General features: G+C 67.2%; 21 protein-coding genes and 2 pseudogenes. 17 read left to right on the top strand and 6 right to left on the bottom strand.

Features of this window, described 5'->3' with window-relative positions:
- Positions 1 to 10: 10 nt before the first annotated feature.
- The 5 genes and pseudogenes from KY497_RS01845 (at position 11) to KY497_RS01825 (ending at position 3,128) form a co-directional block, all read left to right on the top strand.
- The gene (locus KY497_RS01845; protein ID WP_141386512.1) at positions 11 to 247 is read left to right on the top strand and encodes a DUF4160 domain-containing protein; all 237 of its coding nucleotides are present in this window, start codon (positions 11 to 13) and stop codon (positions 245 to 247) included.
- Positions 228 to 464: a DUF2442 domain-containing protein gene (locus KY497_RS01840; RefSeq protein WP_036323853.1), complete on the top strand. Its 237-nt coding sequence runs from the start codon at positions 228 to 230 to the stop codon at positions 462 to 464. The genes KY497_RS01845 and KY497_RS01840 overlap by 20 nt, the downstream gene beginning before the upstream one ends.
- 41 nt (positions 465 to 505) lie before the next feature.
- Entirely contained in the window at positions 506 to 1,060 is a 555-nt protein-coding gene (locus tag KY497_RS01835; RefSeq protein ID WP_219869685.1) for a GNAT family N-acetyltransferase, read from the top strand.
- Between the two features lie 278 nt (positions 1,061 to 1,338).
- Positions 1,339 to 2,403: an ABC transporter substrate-binding protein/permease gene (locus KY497_RS01830; RefSeq protein WP_375140920.1), complete on the top strand. Its 1,065-nt coding sequence runs from the start codon at positions 1,339 to 1,341 to the stop codon at positions 2,401 to 2,403.
- Positions 2,400 to 3,128 (top strand): annotated as a pseudogene (locus KY497_RS01825) (amino acid ABC transporter ATP-binding protein). The gene KY497_RS01830 and the pseudogene KY497_RS01825 overlap by 4 nt, the downstream one beginning before the upstream one ends.
- A gap of 98 nt (positions 3,129 to 3,226) precedes the next feature.
- Here KY497_RS01825 and purD read toward each other — a convergent pair.
- Positions 3,227 to 4,504, bottom strand: a complete 1,278-nt coding sequence (gene purD / locus KY497_RS01820) for a phosphoribosylamine--glycine ligase (protein WP_219869684.1) — start codon at positions 4,502 to 4,504, stop codon at positions 3,227 to 3,229.
- Between the two features lie 43 nt (positions 4,505 to 4,547).
- Complete coding sequence (locus KY497_RS01815; RefSeq protein WP_219869683.1) at positions 4,548 to 5,222, bottom strand: CoA pyrophosphatase; 675 nt, start codon at positions 5,220 to 5,222, stop codon at positions 4,548 to 4,550.
- Positions 5,223 to 5,271: 49 nt separating this feature from the next.
- On the opposite strand from KY497_RS01815, the gene KY497_RS01810 reads away from it, so the two are divergent.
- The 3 genes from KY497_RS01810 to KY497_RS01800 all read left to right on the top strand — a co-directional run bounded on the left by KY497_RS01810 (position 5,272) and on the right by KY497_RS01800 (position 6,291).
- The gene (locus KY497_RS01810) at positions 5,272 to 5,640 is read left to right on the top strand and encodes a sterol carrier family protein (RefSeq protein ID WP_210699244.1); all 369 of its coding nucleotides are present in this window, start codon (positions 5,272 to 5,274) and stop codon (positions 5,638 to 5,640) included.
- Positions 5,641 to 5,710: 70 nt separating this feature from the next.
- Positions 5,711 to 5,869 carry a hypothetical protein gene (locus tag KY497_RS01805; RefSeq protein ID WP_219869682.1) on the top strand — a complete coding sequence of 53 codons (159 nt, stop codon included), beginning with the start codon at positions 5,711 to 5,713 and terminating at the stop codon, positions 5,867 to 5,869.
- A 107-nt stretch (positions 5,870 to 5,976) separates the two neighbouring features.
- Positions 5,977 to 6,291, top strand: coding sequence for a hypothetical protein (locus KY497_RS01800; RefSeq protein WP_017831327.1), 315 nt, complete (start codon positions 5,977 to 5,979; stop codon positions 6,289 to 6,291).
- Between the two features lie 3 nt (positions 6,292 to 6,294).
- Here the strand turns inward: KY497_RS01800 and KY497_RS01795 are convergent, their stop codons facing one another.
- Positions 6,295 to 6,900, bottom strand: a complete 606-nt coding sequence (locus KY497_RS01795) for a zinc-binding alcohol dehydrogenase (protein WP_219869681.1) — start codon at positions 6,898 to 6,900, stop codon at positions 6,295 to 6,297.
- A 184-nt stretch (positions 6,901 to 7,084) separates the two neighbouring features.
- Between KY497_RS01795 and KY497_RS01790 the strand changes: the two genes are divergently transcribed.
- The 4 genes from KY497_RS01790 to purF all read left to right on the top strand — a co-directional run bounded on the left by KY497_RS01790 (position 7,085) and on the right by purF (position 11,519).
- Entirely contained in the window at positions 7,085 to 7,735 is a 651-nt protein-coding gene (locus KY497_RS01790; protein WP_219869680.1) for a DUF4433 domain-containing protein, read from the top strand.
- Positions 7,736 to 7,739: 4 nt separating this feature from the next.
- Positions 7,740 to 8,804, top strand: a complete 1,065-nt coding sequence (locus KY497_RS01785) for a macro domain-containing protein (protein WP_219869679.1) — start codon at positions 7,740 to 7,742, stop codon at positions 8,802 to 8,804.
- Positions 8,805 to 8,912: 108 nt separating this feature from the next.
- Positions 8,913 to 10,022 carry a phosphoribosylformylglycinamidine cyclo-ligase gene (gene purM, locus KY497_RS01780; RefSeq protein ID WP_219869678.1) on the top strand — a complete coding sequence of 370 codons (1,110 nt, stop codon included), beginning with the start codon at positions 8,913 to 8,915 and terminating at the stop codon, positions 10,020 to 10,022.
- A 24-nt stretch (positions 10,023 to 10,046) separates the two neighbouring features.
- Entirely contained in the window at positions 10,047 to 11,519 is a 1,473-nt protein-coding gene (gene purF / locus KY497_RS01775; RefSeq protein WP_017831330.1) for an amidophosphoribosyltransferase, read from the top strand.
- 95 nt (positions 11,520 to 11,614) lie between these two features.
- Here purF and KY497_RS01770 read toward each other — a convergent pair whose 3' ends face one another.
- Complete coding sequence (locus tag KY497_RS01770; RefSeq protein ID WP_375140919.1) at positions 11,615 to 12,700, bottom strand: MOSC domain-containing protein; 1,086 nt, start codon at positions 12,698 to 12,700, stop codon at positions 11,615 to 11,617.
- Between the two features lie 128 nt (positions 12,701 to 12,828).
- The gene (locus tag KY497_RS01765) at positions 12,829 to 13,014 is read right to left on the bottom strand and encodes a DUF3073 domain-containing protein (protein ID WP_017204296.1); all 186 of its coding nucleotides are present in this window, start codon (positions 13,012 to 13,014) and stop codon (positions 12,829 to 12,831) included.
- A 150-nt stretch (positions 13,015 to 13,164) separates the two neighbouring features.
- On the opposite strand from KY497_RS01765, the gene KY497_RS01760 reads away from it, so the two are divergent.
- The gene (locus KY497_RS01760; protein WP_017831340.1) at positions 13,165 to 13,710 is read left to right on the top strand and encodes a universal stress protein; all 546 of its coding nucleotides are present in this window, start codon (positions 13,165 to 13,167) and stop codon (positions 13,708 to 13,710) included.
- A gap of 223 nt (positions 13,711 to 13,933) precedes the next feature.
- Here KY497_RS01760 and KY497_RS01755 read toward each other — a convergent pair whose 3' ends face one another.
- Positions 13,934 to 14,089, bottom strand: a complete 156-nt coding sequence (locus tag KY497_RS01755) for a hypothetical protein (RefSeq protein WP_174799556.1) — start codon at positions 14,087 to 14,089, stop codon at positions 13,934 to 13,936.
- A 93-nt stretch (positions 14,090 to 14,182) separates the two neighbouring features.
- On the opposite strand from KY497_RS01755, the gene KY497_RS01750 reads away from it, so the two are divergent.
- From KY497_RS01750 to KY497_RS01730, 4 genes and pseudogenes are all read left to right on the top strand, one after another.
- On the top strand, positions 14,183 to 14,464 hold the full coding sequence (locus KY497_RS01750) for a hypothetical protein (protein ID WP_219869677.1): 282 nt from the start codon (positions 14,183 to 14,185) through the stop codon (positions 14,462 to 14,464).
- Between the two features lie 3 nt (positions 14,465 to 14,467).
- Positions 14,468 to 15,445 (top strand): annotated as a pseudogene (locus KY497_RS16565) (nucleoside hydrolase).
- Between the two features lie 139 nt (positions 15,446 to 15,584).
- On the top strand, positions 15,585 to 16,382 hold the full coding sequence (locus tag KY497_RS01735; protein ID WP_141386518.1) for a MerR family transcriptional regulator: 798 nt from the start codon (positions 15,585 to 15,587) through the stop codon (positions 16,380 to 16,382).
- Between the two features lie 142 nt (positions 16,383 to 16,524).
- On the top strand, positions 16,525 to 16,896 hold the full coding sequence (locus KY497_RS01730; RefSeq protein WP_219869674.1) for a hypothetical protein: 372 nt from the start codon (positions 16,525 to 16,527) through the stop codon (positions 16,894 to 16,896).
- The last annotated feature ends 5 nt before the right edge of the window (positions 16,897 to 16,901 follow it).

Below are 16,901 nucleotides of genomic sequence, written 5' to 3'. Positions count from 1 at the left end.
CCGTCACCCCGTGCCTACGGTCATGCGAGTGCGCGGGTACCGATTCTTCTTCTACAGCAACGAGGGATCGGAGCCCCCGCATGTGCACGTGGAGCGGGCGGAATTCACCGCGAAGTTCTGGCTGCGGCCAGTAGAATCGGCCGCGAAGACGAGATTCGACGACCGAGAGCTGCGACTGCTTCGTCGGTTGATCGAACACCGACGCGATCTGATCGAGGAGGCGTGGCATGAGCACTTCGGTGGATGACGCTGTCGCGGTCGGCGTCGTGATCGATGAGCGCGAACTGCACGTGCGGATGAAGGACGGACGCACGATCAGCGTTCCTCTCGACTGGTTCCCGCGGCTAGCCGCTGCGAGCGTCGCGGAACGTGCGGTCTGGCGCTTGATCGGCGTCGGGGAGGGCATCCACTGGCCTCAGCTCGATGAAGATGTCTCCATCGCCGATCTCCTCCGAGGTCGCTGACAGGTTTTGCGGTGGTCCGGCGAATGTGGTGTCATCGTGCGATGACGATCGCACTCTCACGACCGAGCATCGACCTTTTCGACTCCTGGGCCGCCGCGGTGGCCGAGTTCGAAGGCGGACACATCGCCGGCGGCGGTATCGAGAAGGGTTTCGTCCCCGACCGGGCCGCTTTCGAGGAGTTCGTCGAGCGTGCAGAGCTGTACGCCACACCCGGCGCGGTGCTCCCGGAGGGCCACGTGCCGTGCGATTACTACTGGATCACCGAGGGGGACCAGGTGGTCGGCTTCCTCTCCTTCCGCCGCGAACTCAACGACTACCTCCGCCGCTTCGGCGGCCACATCGGCTACTCCGTGATCCCGACGAGGCGTCGCGAGGGGATCGTGCGCGAGGCTCTGCGCCTCATGCTGCGCGCCGCGAAGGCCGACGGCTACGACCGCGTGATGCTCACCTGCGACGACGACAACATCGGCTCCATCCGCACCATCGAGGGGGCCGGTGGCGAGCTCGAAGACGTGATCGATGCGCCAGAAGCCGGGCAGCCCCTGGTGCGGCGCTACTGGATCGACGTTTCGGGCACACGACTCGCCGCGAGCTAGGGCGAGATCCTCGGCGGTCGTCCGGTCGCTGCTGTCGACCCGGGGAGCACACGTCGTGATCCGAAACCCATCCGCCGCGGTGAGCCGTCTGCGCCGCTCGGTGCGCACCGCAGGTGCTGCCGCGCTCGTCGCCTTCGTCGCCGTCGGAGCGCTCCTCGCCGGAGCCGCACCCGCCACCGCCGCGACCGACGGCGACAAGTACGTCATCGGTACGGACACGACGTTCGCGCCGTTCGAGTTCACCCGAGCCGTACTTCACCAGTGGTGTCCAGCTCGGCGTGCTCGAAGCCAGCGACATCCAGTCCCTCGACGACCTGGACGGCAAGACCGTCGCCGTCAAGACCGGTACGCAGGGGCAGACCTTCGCCGACGAGAACAAGGACGAGTACGGCTTCCGGGTCACGCCCTACCAGGACACGACCGACATGGTGGATGCCGTGAAGGCCGGCCAGGCGGTCGGCTACTTCGAGGACTTCCCGGTGCTGGCCTACGGCATCCAGCAGGGCTCCGGCTTCCGCCTCATCGGCGAGCCCGAGCTCGGCGGCGAGTACGGCTTCGCGGTCAACAAGGGGCAGAACCCCGAGCTGATCGAGATGTTCAACGCCGGGCTCGCGAACCTCAAGTCCTCGTGCGAGTACGACGAGATCGTCGACACATACCTGTCCGGCGGTGAGGAATCGGCCCAGCCGACCGACATCATCTCGGTGGCGGTGCAGTACTGGCCGGCGCTCATGGAGGGTCTGTGGCTCACGATCCTGGCGACCATCGTCGCCATCGTGGCCGCGTTCATCCTCGGGCTGATCTTCGGCTTCGGCCGGGTGTCGAAGTTCGCCCCGTTCCGCTGGATCGCCACCGCCTACGTCTACGTCTTCCGCGGCACGCCGATCCTCATCCAGGCCTTCTTCGTGTTCTTCGCGATCCCGCAGCTGTTCCCGGGCCTCACGTTCAACCCGTTCGTCGCCGGTGCCATCACGCTCTCGCTCAACACGGGTGCGTACATGACGGAGATCATCCGCGGTGGCATCCAGGCCGTCGATCCCGTACAGAACGAGGCCTCGCGCTCGCTGGGTCTCGGACACTGGAAGACGATGCAGAAGGTCGTGCTCCCGCAGGCGTTCCGCATCATGATCCCCTCGTTCGTCAACCAGGGCATCATCACCCTCAAGGACACTTCGCTGATCAGCGTGATCGGCCTCGCGGAGCTGACGTTCGTCTCCCGTCAGATCATCGCCTCGACGTACCTGTCGGCCCAGGTGCTGACGATCGTCGCCATCATCTACTTCGTCGTGATCACGCTGCTGACGCTGCTCGCGAACCGCCTGGAGAGGACGTTCAACGCATGAGCAAGATCCTGGTGCAGGACCTGCACAAGTCGTTCGGTGACAACGAGGTGCTCAAGGGCATCAACCTGGGTGTGGAGGACGGCGAGGTCGTGGCGGTCATCGGGCCTTCGGGCTCGGGCAAGTCCACCCTGCTGCGCTGCCTCAACAAGCTCGAAGAGCCCACGTCGGGACACGTCGTCATCGACGGCATCGACCTGACCGACAAGAGCGTGAAGCTCGACGAGGTGCGTTAGCGCATCGGCATGGTGTTCCAGCACTTCAACCTGTTCCCGCACATGACCGTGCTCGAGAACATCACGCTCGCGCCGGTCGAGTGCGGGAAGATGACGAAGGCCGAGGCGCGTGAGCGGGCGCTGTCGCTCCTGGAGCGGGTCGGTCTCTCGGAGAAGGCGGATGCGAAGCCGGCGTCCCTTTCCGGCGGGCAGAAGCAGCGCGTGGCTATCGCCCGTGCACTCGCGATGGACCCCGAGATCATGCTGTTCGACGAGGCCACGAGCGCGCTCGACCCGGAGATGGTCGGCGAGCTGCTGCAGGTCATCCGCGACCTGGCCTCCGCCGGCATGACCATGGTGCTGGTGACGCACGAGATGGGCTTCGCCCGCGAGGTCTCCGGCCGCACGGTCTTCATGGACGGCGGCGTCGTCGTCGAGGAGGCCCCGCCCGCGGAGCTCTTCGGCTCGCCCAAGAATGAGCGCCTGAAGGACTTCCTCTCGAAGGTCCTCTGAGGGGCGTCCGCTCCGCGCTCCACGCATTCGCATCGACTTCCCGTGCACTCGCCGAGTGCACGGGAAGTCTGCGTAGGGAGGTCGTGCGCTCGCGGAGGCTACTCGGCGACGCGGGCGGCGATGTCGGTGCGGTAGTGCGATCCGTCGAGGCGGATGTGGGCGATCGCTTCGTAGGCCCGGTCGCGCGCAGTGCGGAAGTCGGAGGCGACGGCCACCACGTTCAGCACACGGCCGCCCGTGGCGATGAGCGATCCACCGGGCGCATCCGGGCTCGCGGTCGCGGCGTGCACGAGGCGGACGCCTTCGACGGCGGCGGCGTCTGCGAGGCCCTCGATCGGCCGCCCGGTCTGCGGCGCCTCGGGGTAGCCCTCGCTGGCCAGCACGACCGTGATCGCGACCTCGTCGCTGAACACGGGCTCGGGCTGGTCCTCGAGGGTTCCGGATGCCGCGGCGAACAGCAGCTCCGACAGCGGGGTGACCAGCCGCGGCAGCACGATCTGCGTCTCGGGGTCGCCGAAACGCGCGTTGAACTCGATGACGCGCACACCTGCCGGGGTCAGGATCAGCCCCGCGTACAGCAGACCGATGAACGGCGTGCCCTCGGCGTCGAGCTGCCGGACGACGGGGAGCGCCACGTCGCGCGTGACCTCCTCGACGAAGGCCTGCTCGCTGCCGAACTGCTCGGCGAGCCAGGGCAGCGGCGAATAGGCGCCCATGCCACCCGTGTTGGGTCCGGCGTCGCCGTCGAGCGCACGCTTGAAGTCCTGCGCGGGGCTGAGCGCACGCACGGTGTCGCCATCGCTCAGGAAGAAGAGGGAGACCTCGGGGCCGGAGAGGAACTCCTCGATCAGCACCGGGCCGGCGGGAAGATACTGTTCGGCGTGCGCGAGGGCCTCGGCGCGGTCGGACGTGACGATGACACCCTTGCCCGCAGCTAGACCGTCGGCCTTGACCACGTACGGGGCACCGAGTTCGTCGAACGCACTCTCGACCTCGGCGGTGGTGACGGCGCGGACGGCGCGACCGGTGGGCACGCCGGCGGCGTCCATGACCCGCTTCGCGAACGACTTCGAGCTCTCCAGCTGTGCGGCCGCCTTGCCGGGGCCGAACACGGGGATGCCGCGTACCCGCAGGGCATCGGCGACGCCGGCGACGAGGGGAGCCTCCGGGCCCACCACGACAAGGTCGATCGCGTGCTCGTGCGCGAATGCGGTGACCGCCCCGCCGTCGAGGGGATCGACCGAGACAGGGGTCGCATCCTGGGCGATGCCGGCGTTGCCGGGAGCGACGAAGATCTCGTGCTCCGTCTGCTCGGCCCGCAGGGCGAGGATGATCGCGTGCTCACGGGCACCGGAACCGAGGACGAGAATCTTCACCCGTCCAGACTACCGAGGGTGGAGCTCCGGATTTCGGTCCGGCTCAGAGGTCGACGCTCCGCTCTACGGTGGCGTCCCACGGCACGGTCCAACCGGCCGCGTCGAAGAGCGCGTCGAGCACCATCGCGGTGAAGCCCCAGACGATCGTGCCGTCGACGTCGAACGCCGGGCCGCGGAACGTGTGCCCCATCCGTGTGATGGTCGATGTGAACCGGGTCTCCGGGTCGAGCAGCTGCGCGACGGGCACGCGGAACACCTCGACCGTCTCGGCATGGTCGACCGCCACGACCCGCGAGGGCGACCTCCACCACGCCAGCACCGGCGTGACGAGATGGTTGCTCGCGGCGAGCGGGATCACGGGCAGCGTGGCCAGGATCTCGACGCCGGTCGGGTCGAGCCCGGTCTCCTCCTCGGCCTCGCGGAGGGCCGTCGCGACGACATCGGCATCGCCCGGGTCCACGCGGCCGCCGGGGAAGGAGACCTGTCCGGGATGTGAGGAGAGCGTGGGCGCGCGCCGCTGCAGCAGCACGTCGAGGTCACGCGCGACGGCGGGGCCGGTGGTGGACGCGGGGATGCGATCGAGCACGCCGAACAAGATGAGCACGGCCGCATCGTGGGCACTCTGCGGGTCGGCGAGTGGGGGGATGCGCCCTCCCCACGAGTGGTCGGCGACGGCGGCGAGCAGCTCGGCGCGGGCGCCCTGGGGATGCATGCTCATGCGTCCGAGCTTAGAACTCGTCTCGCACGGTCGGTCGTAGTCTGGACTGATGGCCAGGAAGATCGACATCGTGGACGGACGCACGGCTCTCGATGCCGTCCGCGCCGCGGAGGCCGCGGGTGCGAAGCCGCAGCGCACCGACCTCGCCACCGCCGTGCGCTACCTGCTGCAGCTGCTCGATGAGAAGGCGCCGGGCAACAGTGTCGAGGTGCGGGTGCCGCCGTTCGGTGCGGTCCAGGTCATCCAGGGTCCTCGACACACCCGTGGCACCCCGCCGAACGTCGTCGAGATGGATGCCGCGACCTGGATCGCCGTCTCCACCGGCGCGGAGCGATGGGCGGATGCCGCGTCCGGCGGACGCATCCACGCGTCCGGCACGCGTGCCGACCTGAGCGACGTCCTTCCCGTGCGTCCGTAGAATCCCGGTCGGCGCCGACTGCGGCGTCGCCGAGGAGAAGCCCGACTCCGACTCCGCGGCGACCGCAGTGGTGACCACCGCGAACGAGCCTGCTGACGCCGAAGGCGCCCCGGTGTGGCCGTGGATCGTCGGCGGCCTGGTCGTCATCCTGCTCGCGGCGACTGGCGGTGTGCTCATCGTCCGCCGCAACCGCGAGGCCGAGACCGCCGACACGGCGACCGAGCTCTAGCCGACGCGCACCACGGAACGGCTCTCCCCGCGGCGGACGCGGGGAGAGCCGTTCCTCCGTCCCGATCTCGGGTACGCGGCATCCGTCGGTGGTGGGACAATGGATGCATGGCCCCCACCGACTCCCACCAGACCGTCGAAGCGACCGTGCGCCGCGTGCCGCGGTACGGCGTGCTCATGGGCATCGGCGTCGTGGTCGGCGTGATCGCGGCCGGCATCCTCACCTGGACCGGCAGCTTCGACGAGTCGCAGGCCCTCGACGTCGTCTACCCGCCCGGTCAGGTGTTCGGTTTCCTGCTGCTGTGGACGGTTCCGATCGGCATCGCGCTCGGCGGCATCGCCGGCCTGATCATGGAGCGCCTCGCCCGTCGTCACGACCGGGTCGTGCGAGTCGACCGCGAGACAGTCGTCGAAGACGACTGACCTCTACGCGAGTTCGGCGATCACCGGGCGGATCGCGGCGTCGAACGCCACGACGTCCCGACGCAGGCCATCGGTCACCGCCACCGTGAGTGCTCCGATCCACCAGATCCCCCGCTGCGAGAACGGCAGCACCTGCACGTTCAGCTCGAACGAATGCGCGCGGCGACCGACCTCGCGCTCGAACTCCGCGATCGCACTCGCATAGGCGCGGTAGGCATCGCCGCCGGTGTGACTCTTCATCGAGCTCACATACCGGTCGTGTGCGGCCCGCGCGTAGAGGAGGGCGGACGTGGCCTGCGGGGCGATAGCGTCGGCGAGTTCCTCCGCGCCGCGGGCAGGCAGCACGACGAGTGTGTCGAATCCGTCGATGAGCTCGAGGGGCACGTCGGAGGGATGCGCGCGAGGCTCGACCGTCATGTCCCAGTAGTCGCGCCACTGCGCCTCGATCGCGGGCGAGGCGTCGGCGGCGTCCGGTGCGCGCACGGCGAGCTCGCGCAGACTCGGGAGGTCTTCCGGAACCCTGATCCCGAGGCGCTGCCGCAGCGCGAGCGCGACGAGCACCGGAACGCTCGCGTCTTCGCGGATGAGCCACTGCGGCTTGTCGGCCATGGCCCCATCGTAGGGCTGGTGACACGCCGAACGGCGAAGACTGCTTTTCGCTCGCGTGCGCATGAGCACATGACCTACGCTCGTCCGTGCGCCAAGATTGAACTGAATGCTGCTTACATGGCGTTGGTCGGGGGTCAGTTCGACAAGCCCCGCAGAGACTGAACAGAAAGATTGTGGTGAGTAAGTGGTAGAGCGCAAGCAACCGACCATCGTCTATCACTTCACACACGTCGACCATCTGTCCACGATCGTCGAGCATGGGCTCCTCTCGGATGCGTCCGCTGCCGCGGGTTCGCTTCTGACAACTGAGGTGGGGAACCGAGGAATCAAGGACCAGAGGCGTCGTTGTGCCGTCCCCGTCCCACCAGGCGGGTTCGTGGCCGACTATGTGCCCTTCTACTTTGCGCCGCGCAGCCCGATGATGTTTGCGATCGCAAGCGGTAACGTCCCTTCCTACCTGGGCGGAACCGCAAGGCTGATCTACTTCGTGACCACGCTCGAGCGGTTGGAGGCGGCTGGGTGCCAGCCGGTGCTCACAGATCGGAACGCTGCACTCAACTACGCGGAGTATCGTGTCTTCGATCTGGGTGACCCGATCGATGATGGATTTGTGGACTGGGACTTGATGAGGGCGCGTTACTGGGCAAACACGGACGCAGAACCGGAGCGACGCGAGCGCCGGATGGCTGAGGCGCTCGCCTACGACCGCGTGCCGTGGGAAGCCATCGGTGCTGTTCGCACTCAAAACGAGACTGTCGCAGACGAGGTTCGCGAGGTTCTCGCGGGCTTCGGATCGACCGTCCCTGTCGATGTCCGTGCCCCCTGGTATTTCTAGGAGTATGAACGCCATGATCACCCAACAGCGAGGGAACCTACTCAAGGCTCCCGTTGAGGCGCTCGTGAACACTGTCAACACGCAGGGCGTTATGGGTAAGGGAATAGCCCTGCAGTTTAAGAACGCATTTCCGGCGATGTTCAAGGACTACGCTGCAGCAGCTAAGCGGGGGGAAATTCGTCTTGGTCGGATGCAGGTCTGGAGCACCCAAACGCTGACGGGTCCGCAGTACATAATTAATTTCCCAACCAAAGGCCATTGGCGTTCGAAGTCCAGGCTTTCGGACATCGAAGCTGGATTGTCTGATTTGGTTCATGTGATTCAGGAGCTCGGAATCACCTCAATCGCTTTGCCGCCGCTGGGGTGTGGGAATGGGGGGCTTGACTGGGCGGAGGTCGAGCCTCGTATTCGTGATGCATTTGACGCGATCCCGGATGTCGATGCTCGGATCTTCGCGCCGGCGGGTGCACCTTCACCCTCAGACATGTTGGTGAACTCTGAGAAACCAAAGATGACGCCGGGCCGTGCGGCTCTGGTTGGTATGGTGAGCCGCTACGCGAAGCAAGCGATGGCCGAGCCTTCATTGGTCGAAACTCAGAAGCTAATGTACTTCTTGCAGCTCGCGGGCGAGCCACTCAATCTCGCCTTTAAGCCGAATAGGTACGGTCCATACGCGGACAATCTGAGACATGTGCTCAAGCAGATTGAGGGACATTATCTTTCTGGATATGGGGATGGGAGTGCGAAGGTGCTTGATGCGATGCCCCTCACCCCCGTTCCCGGTGTGTCCGAGGTCGTTGAAACTCAACTTCTGCTAAACCCAGATACGCGCATGCGGATGGAGCGAGTTCTAAGCCTTGCCGAAGGATTTGAGTCAACTTACGGCATGGAACTTCTCGCCACAGTGCACTGGGTGGCGTCGCGAGCCCCGGAGGGCGCGACGGACTCCGATATATCGATGACTGTTGCGCAGTGGTCAGCTCGCAAGGCAAGGATGTTCACTCCGAACCACGTTAGTAGTGCTCTGTCAACGTTGCGTTCGCATGGGATGCTCTCGACTGCTGCATGAGCCACTGCGGCTTGTCGGCCATGGCCCCATCGTAGGCGGGGAGGGCGTCCGGATCCGAGGCCCGACTTCGCGGAGAGTCGGACCGGCTGCTGACGGTAGGATCGAGGTGTGGCTGCCTCCCCCACCAATCCCTATTCCGAAGCCGGCGTCGATACCGCTGCAGGCGATCTCGCCGTCGAGCTGATGAAGTCCTCCGTGCGCGCGACGCACGGACCCGAAGTGCTCGGCGGTGTCGGCGGATTCGCCGGCCTGTTCGACGCCAGCGCGCTGCTCGGCTATCGTCGGCCGCTGCTGGCCAGCAGCACAGACGGCGTCGGCACCAAGGTCGCGATCGCCCAGGCGATCGACAAGCACGACACGATCGGGCAGGACCTGGTCGGGATGGTCGTCGACGACATCGTCGTGGTGGGTGCCAGGCCGCTCTTCATGACCGACTACATCGCGTGCGGCAAGGTCGTGCCTCAGCGCATCGCCGACATCGTGCGCGGCATCGCCGAGGCCTGCTCCGCCACGGGTACCGCACTTGTCGGCGGCGAGACGGCAGAGCACCCTGGTCTCCTCGGGCCGCGCGACTACGATGTCGCGGGTGCCGCCACCGGCGTGGTCGAGGCCGACGCCATCCTCGGCGCCGATCGCGTGCAGGACGGCGACGTCGTGCTCGCCGTGCAGTCCAGCGGTCTGCATTCCAACGGCTACTCCCTCGTTCGCCATATCGTCACCGGCGCGGGCATCAGCTACGCAGACACCGCGGCCGACTTCGGTACCACCTGGGGTGAGGCCCTCCTCGAGCCGACCCGCCTCTACACGCTCCCGCTGCTGCGCCTCATCGATGCGCTCGGCGGCGGCGTTCACGCGCTCAGCCACGTCACCGGCGGCGGCATCGCGGCGAACCTCGCCCGTGTGCTCCCGCAGGGAACCTGGGCGGAGGTCGATCGCGGCACGTGGTCGCCCAGCCCGGTCTTCCGCGTGCTCAGCGACATCGCAGGTTCCTCGCTCGAGTCGGCGGAGGGCACCTGGAACCTCGGCATCGGGTTCCTCGCGGTGATCGCGCAGGACAAGAAAGATGCCGCCATCGCTGCGCTCGCCGCAGAGGGCATGCCCGCCTGGCAGGTCGCGACCGTGGGCTTCGGCGCGCGTCCGGCCGGCGAGTTCGAACAGGGCGCCAAGGGCGTCGACGGCGGAGCGGTGCGCCTCGTGGGCGCCTACTCCTCCCACTGAAGAAACGGATGAAGTAACCACCCCATGTGCGGCATCGTCGGAATGGTGGGCTCTGCCCCGGTCAATCAGGACATCTACGACGCACTCCTGCTGCTGCAGCACCGCGGCCAGGATGCGACGGGCATCGCCACCGCCGAGGCGAACGGCGTGATGCACAACGCCAAGGCGCAGGGCATGGTCCGCGAAGCGTTCCGCACCCGCGACATGCGCGCGCTGCTCGGCAACGTCGGGCTCGGTCACGTGCGCTACGCCACCAAGGGCACGGCGTCGAACGAAGAGGAGATGCAGCCGTTCTACGTGAACGCGCCGTACGGCATCATCCTCATCCACAACGGCAACCTCACCAACACCCGTGAGCTCACGGCCGACATGGCCCAGCGCGACCGCCGTCACCTCAACTCCTCGAGCGACACCGAGCTGCTGCTCAACGTGCTCGCCGGCGAGCTGCAGAACACGACCTCGACCGTCGATCTCGACCCCGAGCGTGTGTTCGAGGCCGTCGCCCGCACGCACGAGCGCATCGAGGGCGCCTATGCGGTGATCGCGGTGATCGCCGGCTATGGCCTGCTCGCATTCCGCGACCCCTTCGGCATCCGCCCGCTGATTCTGGGTCGTCGTCCCTCGACGGTCGACGGTGCGCACGGCAAGGACGAGTGGGTCGTCGCCAGCGAATCGCTCGTGCTCGAGAACGGCGACTACGAGGTCGTGCGCGAGGTCGAGCCCGGCGAGGCCGTCTTCATCACCAACGACGGCGAGCTGTTCTCCAAGCAGTGCGCGACGGCCGCGACTCTCGCACCGTGCGCCTTCGAGTACGTCTACCTCGCCCGCCCCGACTCCGTCATGAACGGCATCTCGGTGTACGAGTCGCGGCTGCGCATGGGCGATCGTCTCGCCGACACGATCGCCAAGCACGTGCCGATGGACAAGATCGACGTGGTCATGCCCATCCCCGACTCCTCGCGCCCCGCCGCGATGGAGGTCGCCCGCAAGCTCGGCATCGAGTACCGCGAGGGGTTCTACAAGAACCGCTATGTCGGTCGCACCTTCATCATGCCGGGGCAGGCGGTGCGCAAGAAGAGCGTCCGTCAGAAGCTGAATGCGATGTCGACCGAGTTCCAGGGCAAGAACGTGCTCCTCATCGACGACTCGATCGTGCGCGGGACCACTTCGAAGGAGATCATCCAGATGGCGCGGGATGCCGGGGCCGCCTCGGTGACCTTCGCCTCTGCAGCTCCTCCCGTGCGGCACCCGCACGTGTACGGCATCAACATGCCCTCGCGGCACGAGCTCATCGCTCACGGGCGGACGATTCCCGAGATCGCCGAGGAGCTCGGCTGCGACCACCTCGTCTATCAGGAGGTCGAAGACCTCAAGGCGGCGATCATCGAGGGATCGGTTCTCACCGACCTCGACATGAGCTGCTTCGACGGCCGCTATGTGACCGGCACCGTATCGGATGAGTATCTGGCCTGGGTGGAGGGGTCGCAGACCTCATGACGATGCCGAGCGCACGACCGCTGTGGCAGGGTCGGGCACTCGCACTCGTGGGGATCGTCCTGGTGGCGTTCTCGCTGCGCTCGGCGGTCGCCTCGCTATCCCCGGTGATCGATCATGTCGCCGCGGACTTCCCGGTCTCGCCGGTCGTCATCGGCCTGATCGGCGCCGCGCCACCGGTGTGCTTCGCGATCTTCGGTCTGCTCACGCCGCTGTTCGAGCGCCGATTCGGTCTGGAGCGGATGGCCGTCGCCGCGATCACGCTGATGGCTCTGGGGTTGCTCCTGCGCGGCTTCGCCGTGGATTCGACGACCCTGCTCGCGGCGACGGCCGTGGTGTTCGCGGGGGTCGGCTCGGGCAACGTGGTGCGCGCGCACCTCGTCACCGACGTGGATCACTCCGCCGCCAGGGGTCGAGCCGTCATCCGACGGCGTCCAGCCGGGCAGCAGCAGGCGTCCGAGGGTCGGTTCCTGCTGCGCGAGCGCTCCCGTGAGAGTGGTGAGCACCTTCGCGTCGCGCACGCCGGTGTCGGGATTCGCATGGGTCGCGAGGCAGCGCACGATGGGACCGGCGGTCTGGAAGGTGAGATCGCCGATGCACACCTCGCCGGTCCACGCGAGCTCCTGCCACGCAGCGGCGTCGTCGATCACGATGTTCGAGCGGAAGCGCCGGTCGTCGATGCCCATCCCGAGCGCTTCTCCCAGTGCGCGGACGCTGCCTCGGCCATGCACCGAGACGTAGCCGCGCGCGCGGTCGTGGAAGCGAGGCGTCTGCCCGTCGCCGACGAGCACCAGCGGGAGCCGGCCTGGCCGACGAAGGCGGCGCCCCTCCGGGGTCGCGAGGACGAACTCGGAGAGAGCATCCGCGAGATCGCGCCGTCCCTGTGGGTCGAGGTCGGCCTCCACGAGAGTCGCGCCGGCGTGCTCGATGCGGATGCGCCGCGTCTCGTCGTCGTAGCGGGTGTGCAGCGCGGCGAGACCGGGGAAGTCCTGCAGGGCGAGTCCCTTGGCCTTGGGCCAGTGATCGACGCCATCGCGGTGCTCCGGCTCAGCGGCATCCGCGAATCGGAACGCCAGCACGCGGTCGCCGGCGACTCTGCCGTCGGGGTGCACGGTCAGGGAGTCGCGGTGCTCGGGAGTGAGCCCCTTGATCGGGTGGCGATAGAGGGAGACGACGCGTGCCATGAGGAGATCCTCTCAGCTGCCGAACCCCGCGCACGACGAATGAAGCACTGGTGCCGAGATTGTCTCCTCGGCACCAGGCCACGACGAAACACACGCACCACGTGCGGGTGTGACGAACAGAGGGGCGGTCAGGCCTTCTCTAGTTCGTCCTCGTCTTCGTCGGCATAGTCATCGGCCCACTTGTCGACATATGCGTCTTCGTCGGTCGGGTGAGCCAACTCGCGCTCGAGAGCGGAGTAGTTCACCGACGGACTGTACGCCTTGAGTTCGCGGGCGATCTTGGTGTGTTTCGCCTTCTGACGGCCACGGCCCATGCGCGAGACCCCCTCACGAGTTAAGCGGCGGGTTTGAAGGCCCGCGGCATTTTTCACGACACCGGTCTAAAGCCGGTAAGAGTAGCATTCAGAATAGCACGCGGGTAAGACCCTCTGGCCGACGCCAGGCAGGTGAAGGGAACGATCTCCATGACCGACAACACCTCTACTCCCTCCGACGAGGCCGCACAGAACGTGGCGCTGCAGAAAGCCGTCATCGTCGGCATGCAGGTCGACCAGGATCGGCACGTGATCGACGAGGCTGTCCGCTACGCGCGATTGCTGAGCGCGCCGCTGGTCGTCGCGCACGTCGACGTCACGCGCTTCGTGACGTACGAGGACCCGGACGGCTACGTCCATTCGGCTCCGATCGACATCAACTTCGACGCCGGTGCCGCGGAGTTCGAGGCGGTCGAGGCCACGGCCGCCCGGCTTCTGGCGGGGACCGACATCACCTGGACGGCTCGGCAGCTGGTCGGTGACCCGGCCCTGGCCATCAAGCAGCTCGCCAACAAGCTCGACGCCCAGCTGATCGTCGTCGGCACGCGCAAACGCGGCATCGGCGAGTCGATCAGGGAGTTCTTCACCGGATCGGTCGCCGCACGTCTTGCGCACCGACAGCATCGTTCGATCCTGGTCGTGCCGCTCGGCGAGTCGGTGCCGGACGAGCAGAAGGAGATCTGGCCCGAGCAGTAGCGGGCGGTTCCGAACACAGCAGAGGCCCCGCAGGCGTATCGCCTGCGGGGCCTCTTCTGTGTATCTCACCCCCTGTGGATGACGATGCCGTGACGTCGTGCCGACGGTGCGGGGTGCAAGACCGGCGCGGCGCCGAGCGACGGCTGCGTCATCGGAGAGGAAGGCTCTGTCCGGCGTGGGGTCTCTTCCGGCCGCGGAGATGCTGCGGCGCGGGTCGACCCGCTCACGACCGGGAAGCGCTCAGGGCGACCGTCACGCCGCGTGCCGCAGTGTCCAGTGCCGTCTCGAGCTCGGTCACGACCGACGGCGACAGCGTGCCGCCCTTGGCGATATGGGTGCGCAGGTCGGTGCGCACCCTGGCTCGGAAGGCGTTGATCACCGATCTACATCGCGACCCTGTGCGCGATCAGCGTGGTGCTCTACATCCTCGCGAAGCGGCGCAACGGCCTCTTCGTGGGCAAGTGACCTCCTGATGGATCTCTGGCGCGAGATCGTCGGCTGGGCCGGCAGTGCTCTCCTGATCATCTCGATCCTGCAGCCGACGATCTCGCGCCTGCGCTGGTTGAACCTCGGAGCCTCGTCGCTGCTCATGGCGTACAACCTGATGCTCGGCAGCGCGCCCATGGTCGCACTCAACATCACGTTGATCGCGATCAACTGCTGGTACCTGTTCGTCGTCGCGCGCGCCGCGCGGGCGAAGATGGCGAACGCAACCGCGCTCAGTGAAGAGTCCGGCCGGCACGCTCGCCGCTAGGACATGACAGAAAGTATGAGTATGGAACGACTGATCATTGACACCGACCCCGGGATCGACGACGCGGGGGCGCTTTTCTGGGCGCTCTCCTCGGATGCCTTCCACATCGAAGCGCTGACGACGGTCTTCGGCAACGTGGATGTCGACACCGCCACGGCGAACGCCCGCAAGATCGCCGCCGTGGCCGGCCGTTCCGACCTGCCCATCTGGAAGGGCGCGAGCCGACCGCTGGTCGGCGAGCCGCACTTCGCGGAGCACATCCACCGTCCCGGCGGGGTGGGCTTCTGGGAGTACCCGGATCCGGATCCTCATGCAGAGGTCGAGCCCGACGCCGTGCGTCGGATGATCGACACGGTCATGTCGGCGCCGGGCGAGGTGACGATCATGGCGCTCGCGCCACTCACCAATGTCGCTCTGGCCATCAAGCTGGAGCCGGAGTTCGCGCGCTCGGTGCGCCGCATCATCTACATGGGTGGGGCGGCGCTCACGTGAGGCAACGTGACCCCCGTCGCGAGTGCGAACATCTTCAACGATCCCGAAGCCGCGGAGATCGTCATCCAGTCCGGCGCGCCCCTCACGCAGGTGGGACTGGACGTCTCCCGGAGCTTCGCCCTCACGCCGGACCACGTCCGCACGCTCTGGGAGTCGCGCTCGCCGATGGGCCTGGCACTGTGCGAGATGATCGGATACCCGGATCGTCAGGATGACCCCGACGAGATGCCCGAGTGGAAGACCGAGGGCATGCACCTCAACGACGTGCCCTGCGTCGCCTATGCCCTCAACCCCGACTGGTTCACGGTGCGCAACCTCCGTGTGGATGTCGAGCTGAACGGCACGCACACCCGCGGACAGACCGTCGTGCAGATGATCGATCGCTGGCAGGGTGTGCCGAACGTCGACGTGCTGTTCGACATCGATGCTCAGGCGGTCGCCGACGCGCTGACGGCTTCGCTCACCGCGTTCGGAACAACCACCGACTGATTCGCGCCTCGCCGACGAACGGCCTCACCCTCGGATAGGGGTGAGGCCGTTCGTCGTTTTCAGGAGCGAGTTGACCTTGACGCAACGTCAACTTCTAGAGTTCAAGACACCCACGCAGAGCGCGAAGGAAGGAGGAGCGATGGAGAAGGAGGACTGGTCGATCCAGGAGATCGCCCGCCTCGCCGGCACCACCAGCCGCACGCTGCGGCACTACGACGACATCGGTCTGCTGCCGCCGTCGCGCATCGCCCACAACGGCTACCGGCACTACGACGGACAGGCGCTCGTGCGTCTGCAGCGCATCCTGCTGCTGCGCGAGCTCGGACTCGGACTGCCGCAGATCGCGGAGGTGCTCGGCGCGGCATCCGTCGGAGAGGGCGCCGGCAGCGAGGCGACGGCACTCGAGACCCATCTCGCGCTGTTGCGCGAAGAGCAGACCCGGCTGGCGCGGCAGATCGCGTCGGTCGTATCCACCATCACGGCATTGAGAGGAGGTGAGAACCTCATGGCAGAGAACATGTTCGACGGCTTCGATCACACCCGCTACAAGCAGGAGGTCGAGGAGCGCTGGGGCGAGAAGGCGTACGCCGACGGCGACAGCTGGTGGCGGGGGATGACCGACGCCGAGCGCACCGACTGGCAGCAGCGCGTGTCCGACCTCGGGCGCGACTGGATCGCCGCGGCGGAGAGCGGCATCGATCCGGCGTCCCCCGCGGCCCAGGAGGTCGCTCGGCGTCACGTCGAGTGGCTCACGGGCATCCCGGGTACGCCTGCCGCCGCCTCCGGCGGTGACGTCAAGGCGTACGTGATCGGGCTCGGCGAGATGTACGTCGCGGACCCGCGCTTCGGTGCGAACTACGCGACATCATCCGGAGGCACGCACGGCGCCGAGTTCGTCCGGGACGCGCTTCGGGTCTACGCGGACGGCAACCTGTAGCTCCGGGCTCGACGGCAGAAGCCCCCTCGTGTGCGATCTCGCGCACGAGGGGGCTTCTCCGTCCGGGCACAGCGCGTACCGGACCGCCTCACCCGGGTGCAAGGGGGAGGTCGTGGCCCGGGTCCGGGCGTAGGGTCATGCCATGAGGCGGCGCGACGACCCAGGATCGACGGGACTGTTCATCGCTGCGGCCACGGCCTACGCCGTGAACGTCGCACTCGGAGCATCCGTCGCCCTGCGCTTGATCGACACCCGTCGCTTCCGCTGGCTGCACCACGCGCTGTACATCGCGACGTGCGCGACCTCTGTGTCCGCCCTCGTGGCGGGCTGGTCGCGGGGTCCCCGCACCGCCGGGCGCCGTGCCGCTCTCGCGTTGCTGCCCGCGGCCGTGCCCCTCGCGGCGATCCCCTACCTCGGCACTCACACCCGACGGCACCCGCTGGTCGCGCTCGCCGCTGCTCCCTTCATCGTCGCGGGGCTGGTGCTCTCGCTATCCGCCGCCGACCGGAAGTGAAACGT

It is taken from the genome of Microbacterium sp. PAMC22086 (genome assembly GCF_019443525.1).
GTDB classification, from domain to species: Bacteria; Actinomycetota; Actinomycetes; order Actinomycetales; family Microbacteriaceae; genus Microbacterium; species Microbacterium maritypicum.
The sequence above is the reverse complement of the archived record's forward strand: the minus strand, read 5'-3'. Positions and strand labels throughout refer to the sequence as shown.

Bases quoted from the DNA above. Each gene is read 5' to 3' on its own strand.
- KY497_RS01795 (WP_219869681.1), bottom strand. From the start codon at position 6,900: ATGGCCGACAAGCCGCAGTGGCTCATCCGCGAAGACGCGAGCGTTCCG.
- KY497_RS01760 (WP_017831340.1), top strand. From the start codon at position 13,165: ATGACCGACAACACCTCTACTCCCTCCGACGAGGCCGCACAGAACGTG.
- KY497_RS01750 (WP_219869677.1), top strand. From the start codon at position 14,183: ATGGATCTCTGGCGCGAGATCGTCGGCTGGGCCGGCAGTGCTCTCCTG.
- purF (WP_017831330.1), top strand. From the start codon at position 10,047: ATGTGCGGCATCGTCGGAATGGTGGGCTCTGCCCCGGTCAATCAGGAC.
- KY497_RS01785 (WP_219869679.1), top strand. From the start codon at position 7,740: ATGAACGCCATGATCACCCAACAGCGAGGGAACCTACTCAAGGCTCCC.
- KY497_RS01815 (WP_219869683.1), bottom strand. From the start codon at position 5,222: ATGAGCATGCATCCCCAGGGCGCCCGCGCCGAGCTGCTCGCCGCCGTC.
- KY497_RS01765 (WP_017204296.1), bottom strand. From the start codon at position 13,014: ATGGGCCGTGGCCGTCAGAAGGCGAAACACACCAAGATCGCCCGCGAA.
- KY497_RS01835 (WP_219869685.1), top strand. From the start codon at position 506: ATGACGATCGCACTCTCACGACCGAGCATCGACCTTTTCGACTCCTGG.
- KY497_RS01770 (WP_375140919.1), bottom strand. From the start codon at position 12,700: ATGGCACGCGTCGTCTCCCTCTATCGCCACCCGATCAAGGGGCTCACT.
- KY497_RS01735 (WP_141386518.1), top strand. From the start codon at position 15,585: ATGGAGAAGGAGGACTGGTCGATCCAGGAGATCGCCCGCCTCGCCGGC.
- KY497_RS01800 (WP_017831327.1), top strand. From the start codon at position 5,977: ATGGCCCCCACCGACTCCCACCAGACCGTCGAAGCGACCGTGCGCCGC.
- KY497_RS01730 (WP_219869674.1), top strand. From the start codon at position 16,525: ATGAGGCGGCGCGACGACCCAGGATCGACGGGACTGTTCATCGCTGCG.
- KY497_RS01810 (WP_210699244.1), top strand. From the start codon at position 5,272: ATGGCCAGGAAGATCGACATCGTGGACGGACGCACGGCTCTCGATGCC.
- KY497_RS01840 (WP_036323853.1), top strand. From the start codon at position 228: ATGAGCACTTCGGTGGATGACGCTGTCGCGGTCGGCGTCGTGATCGAT.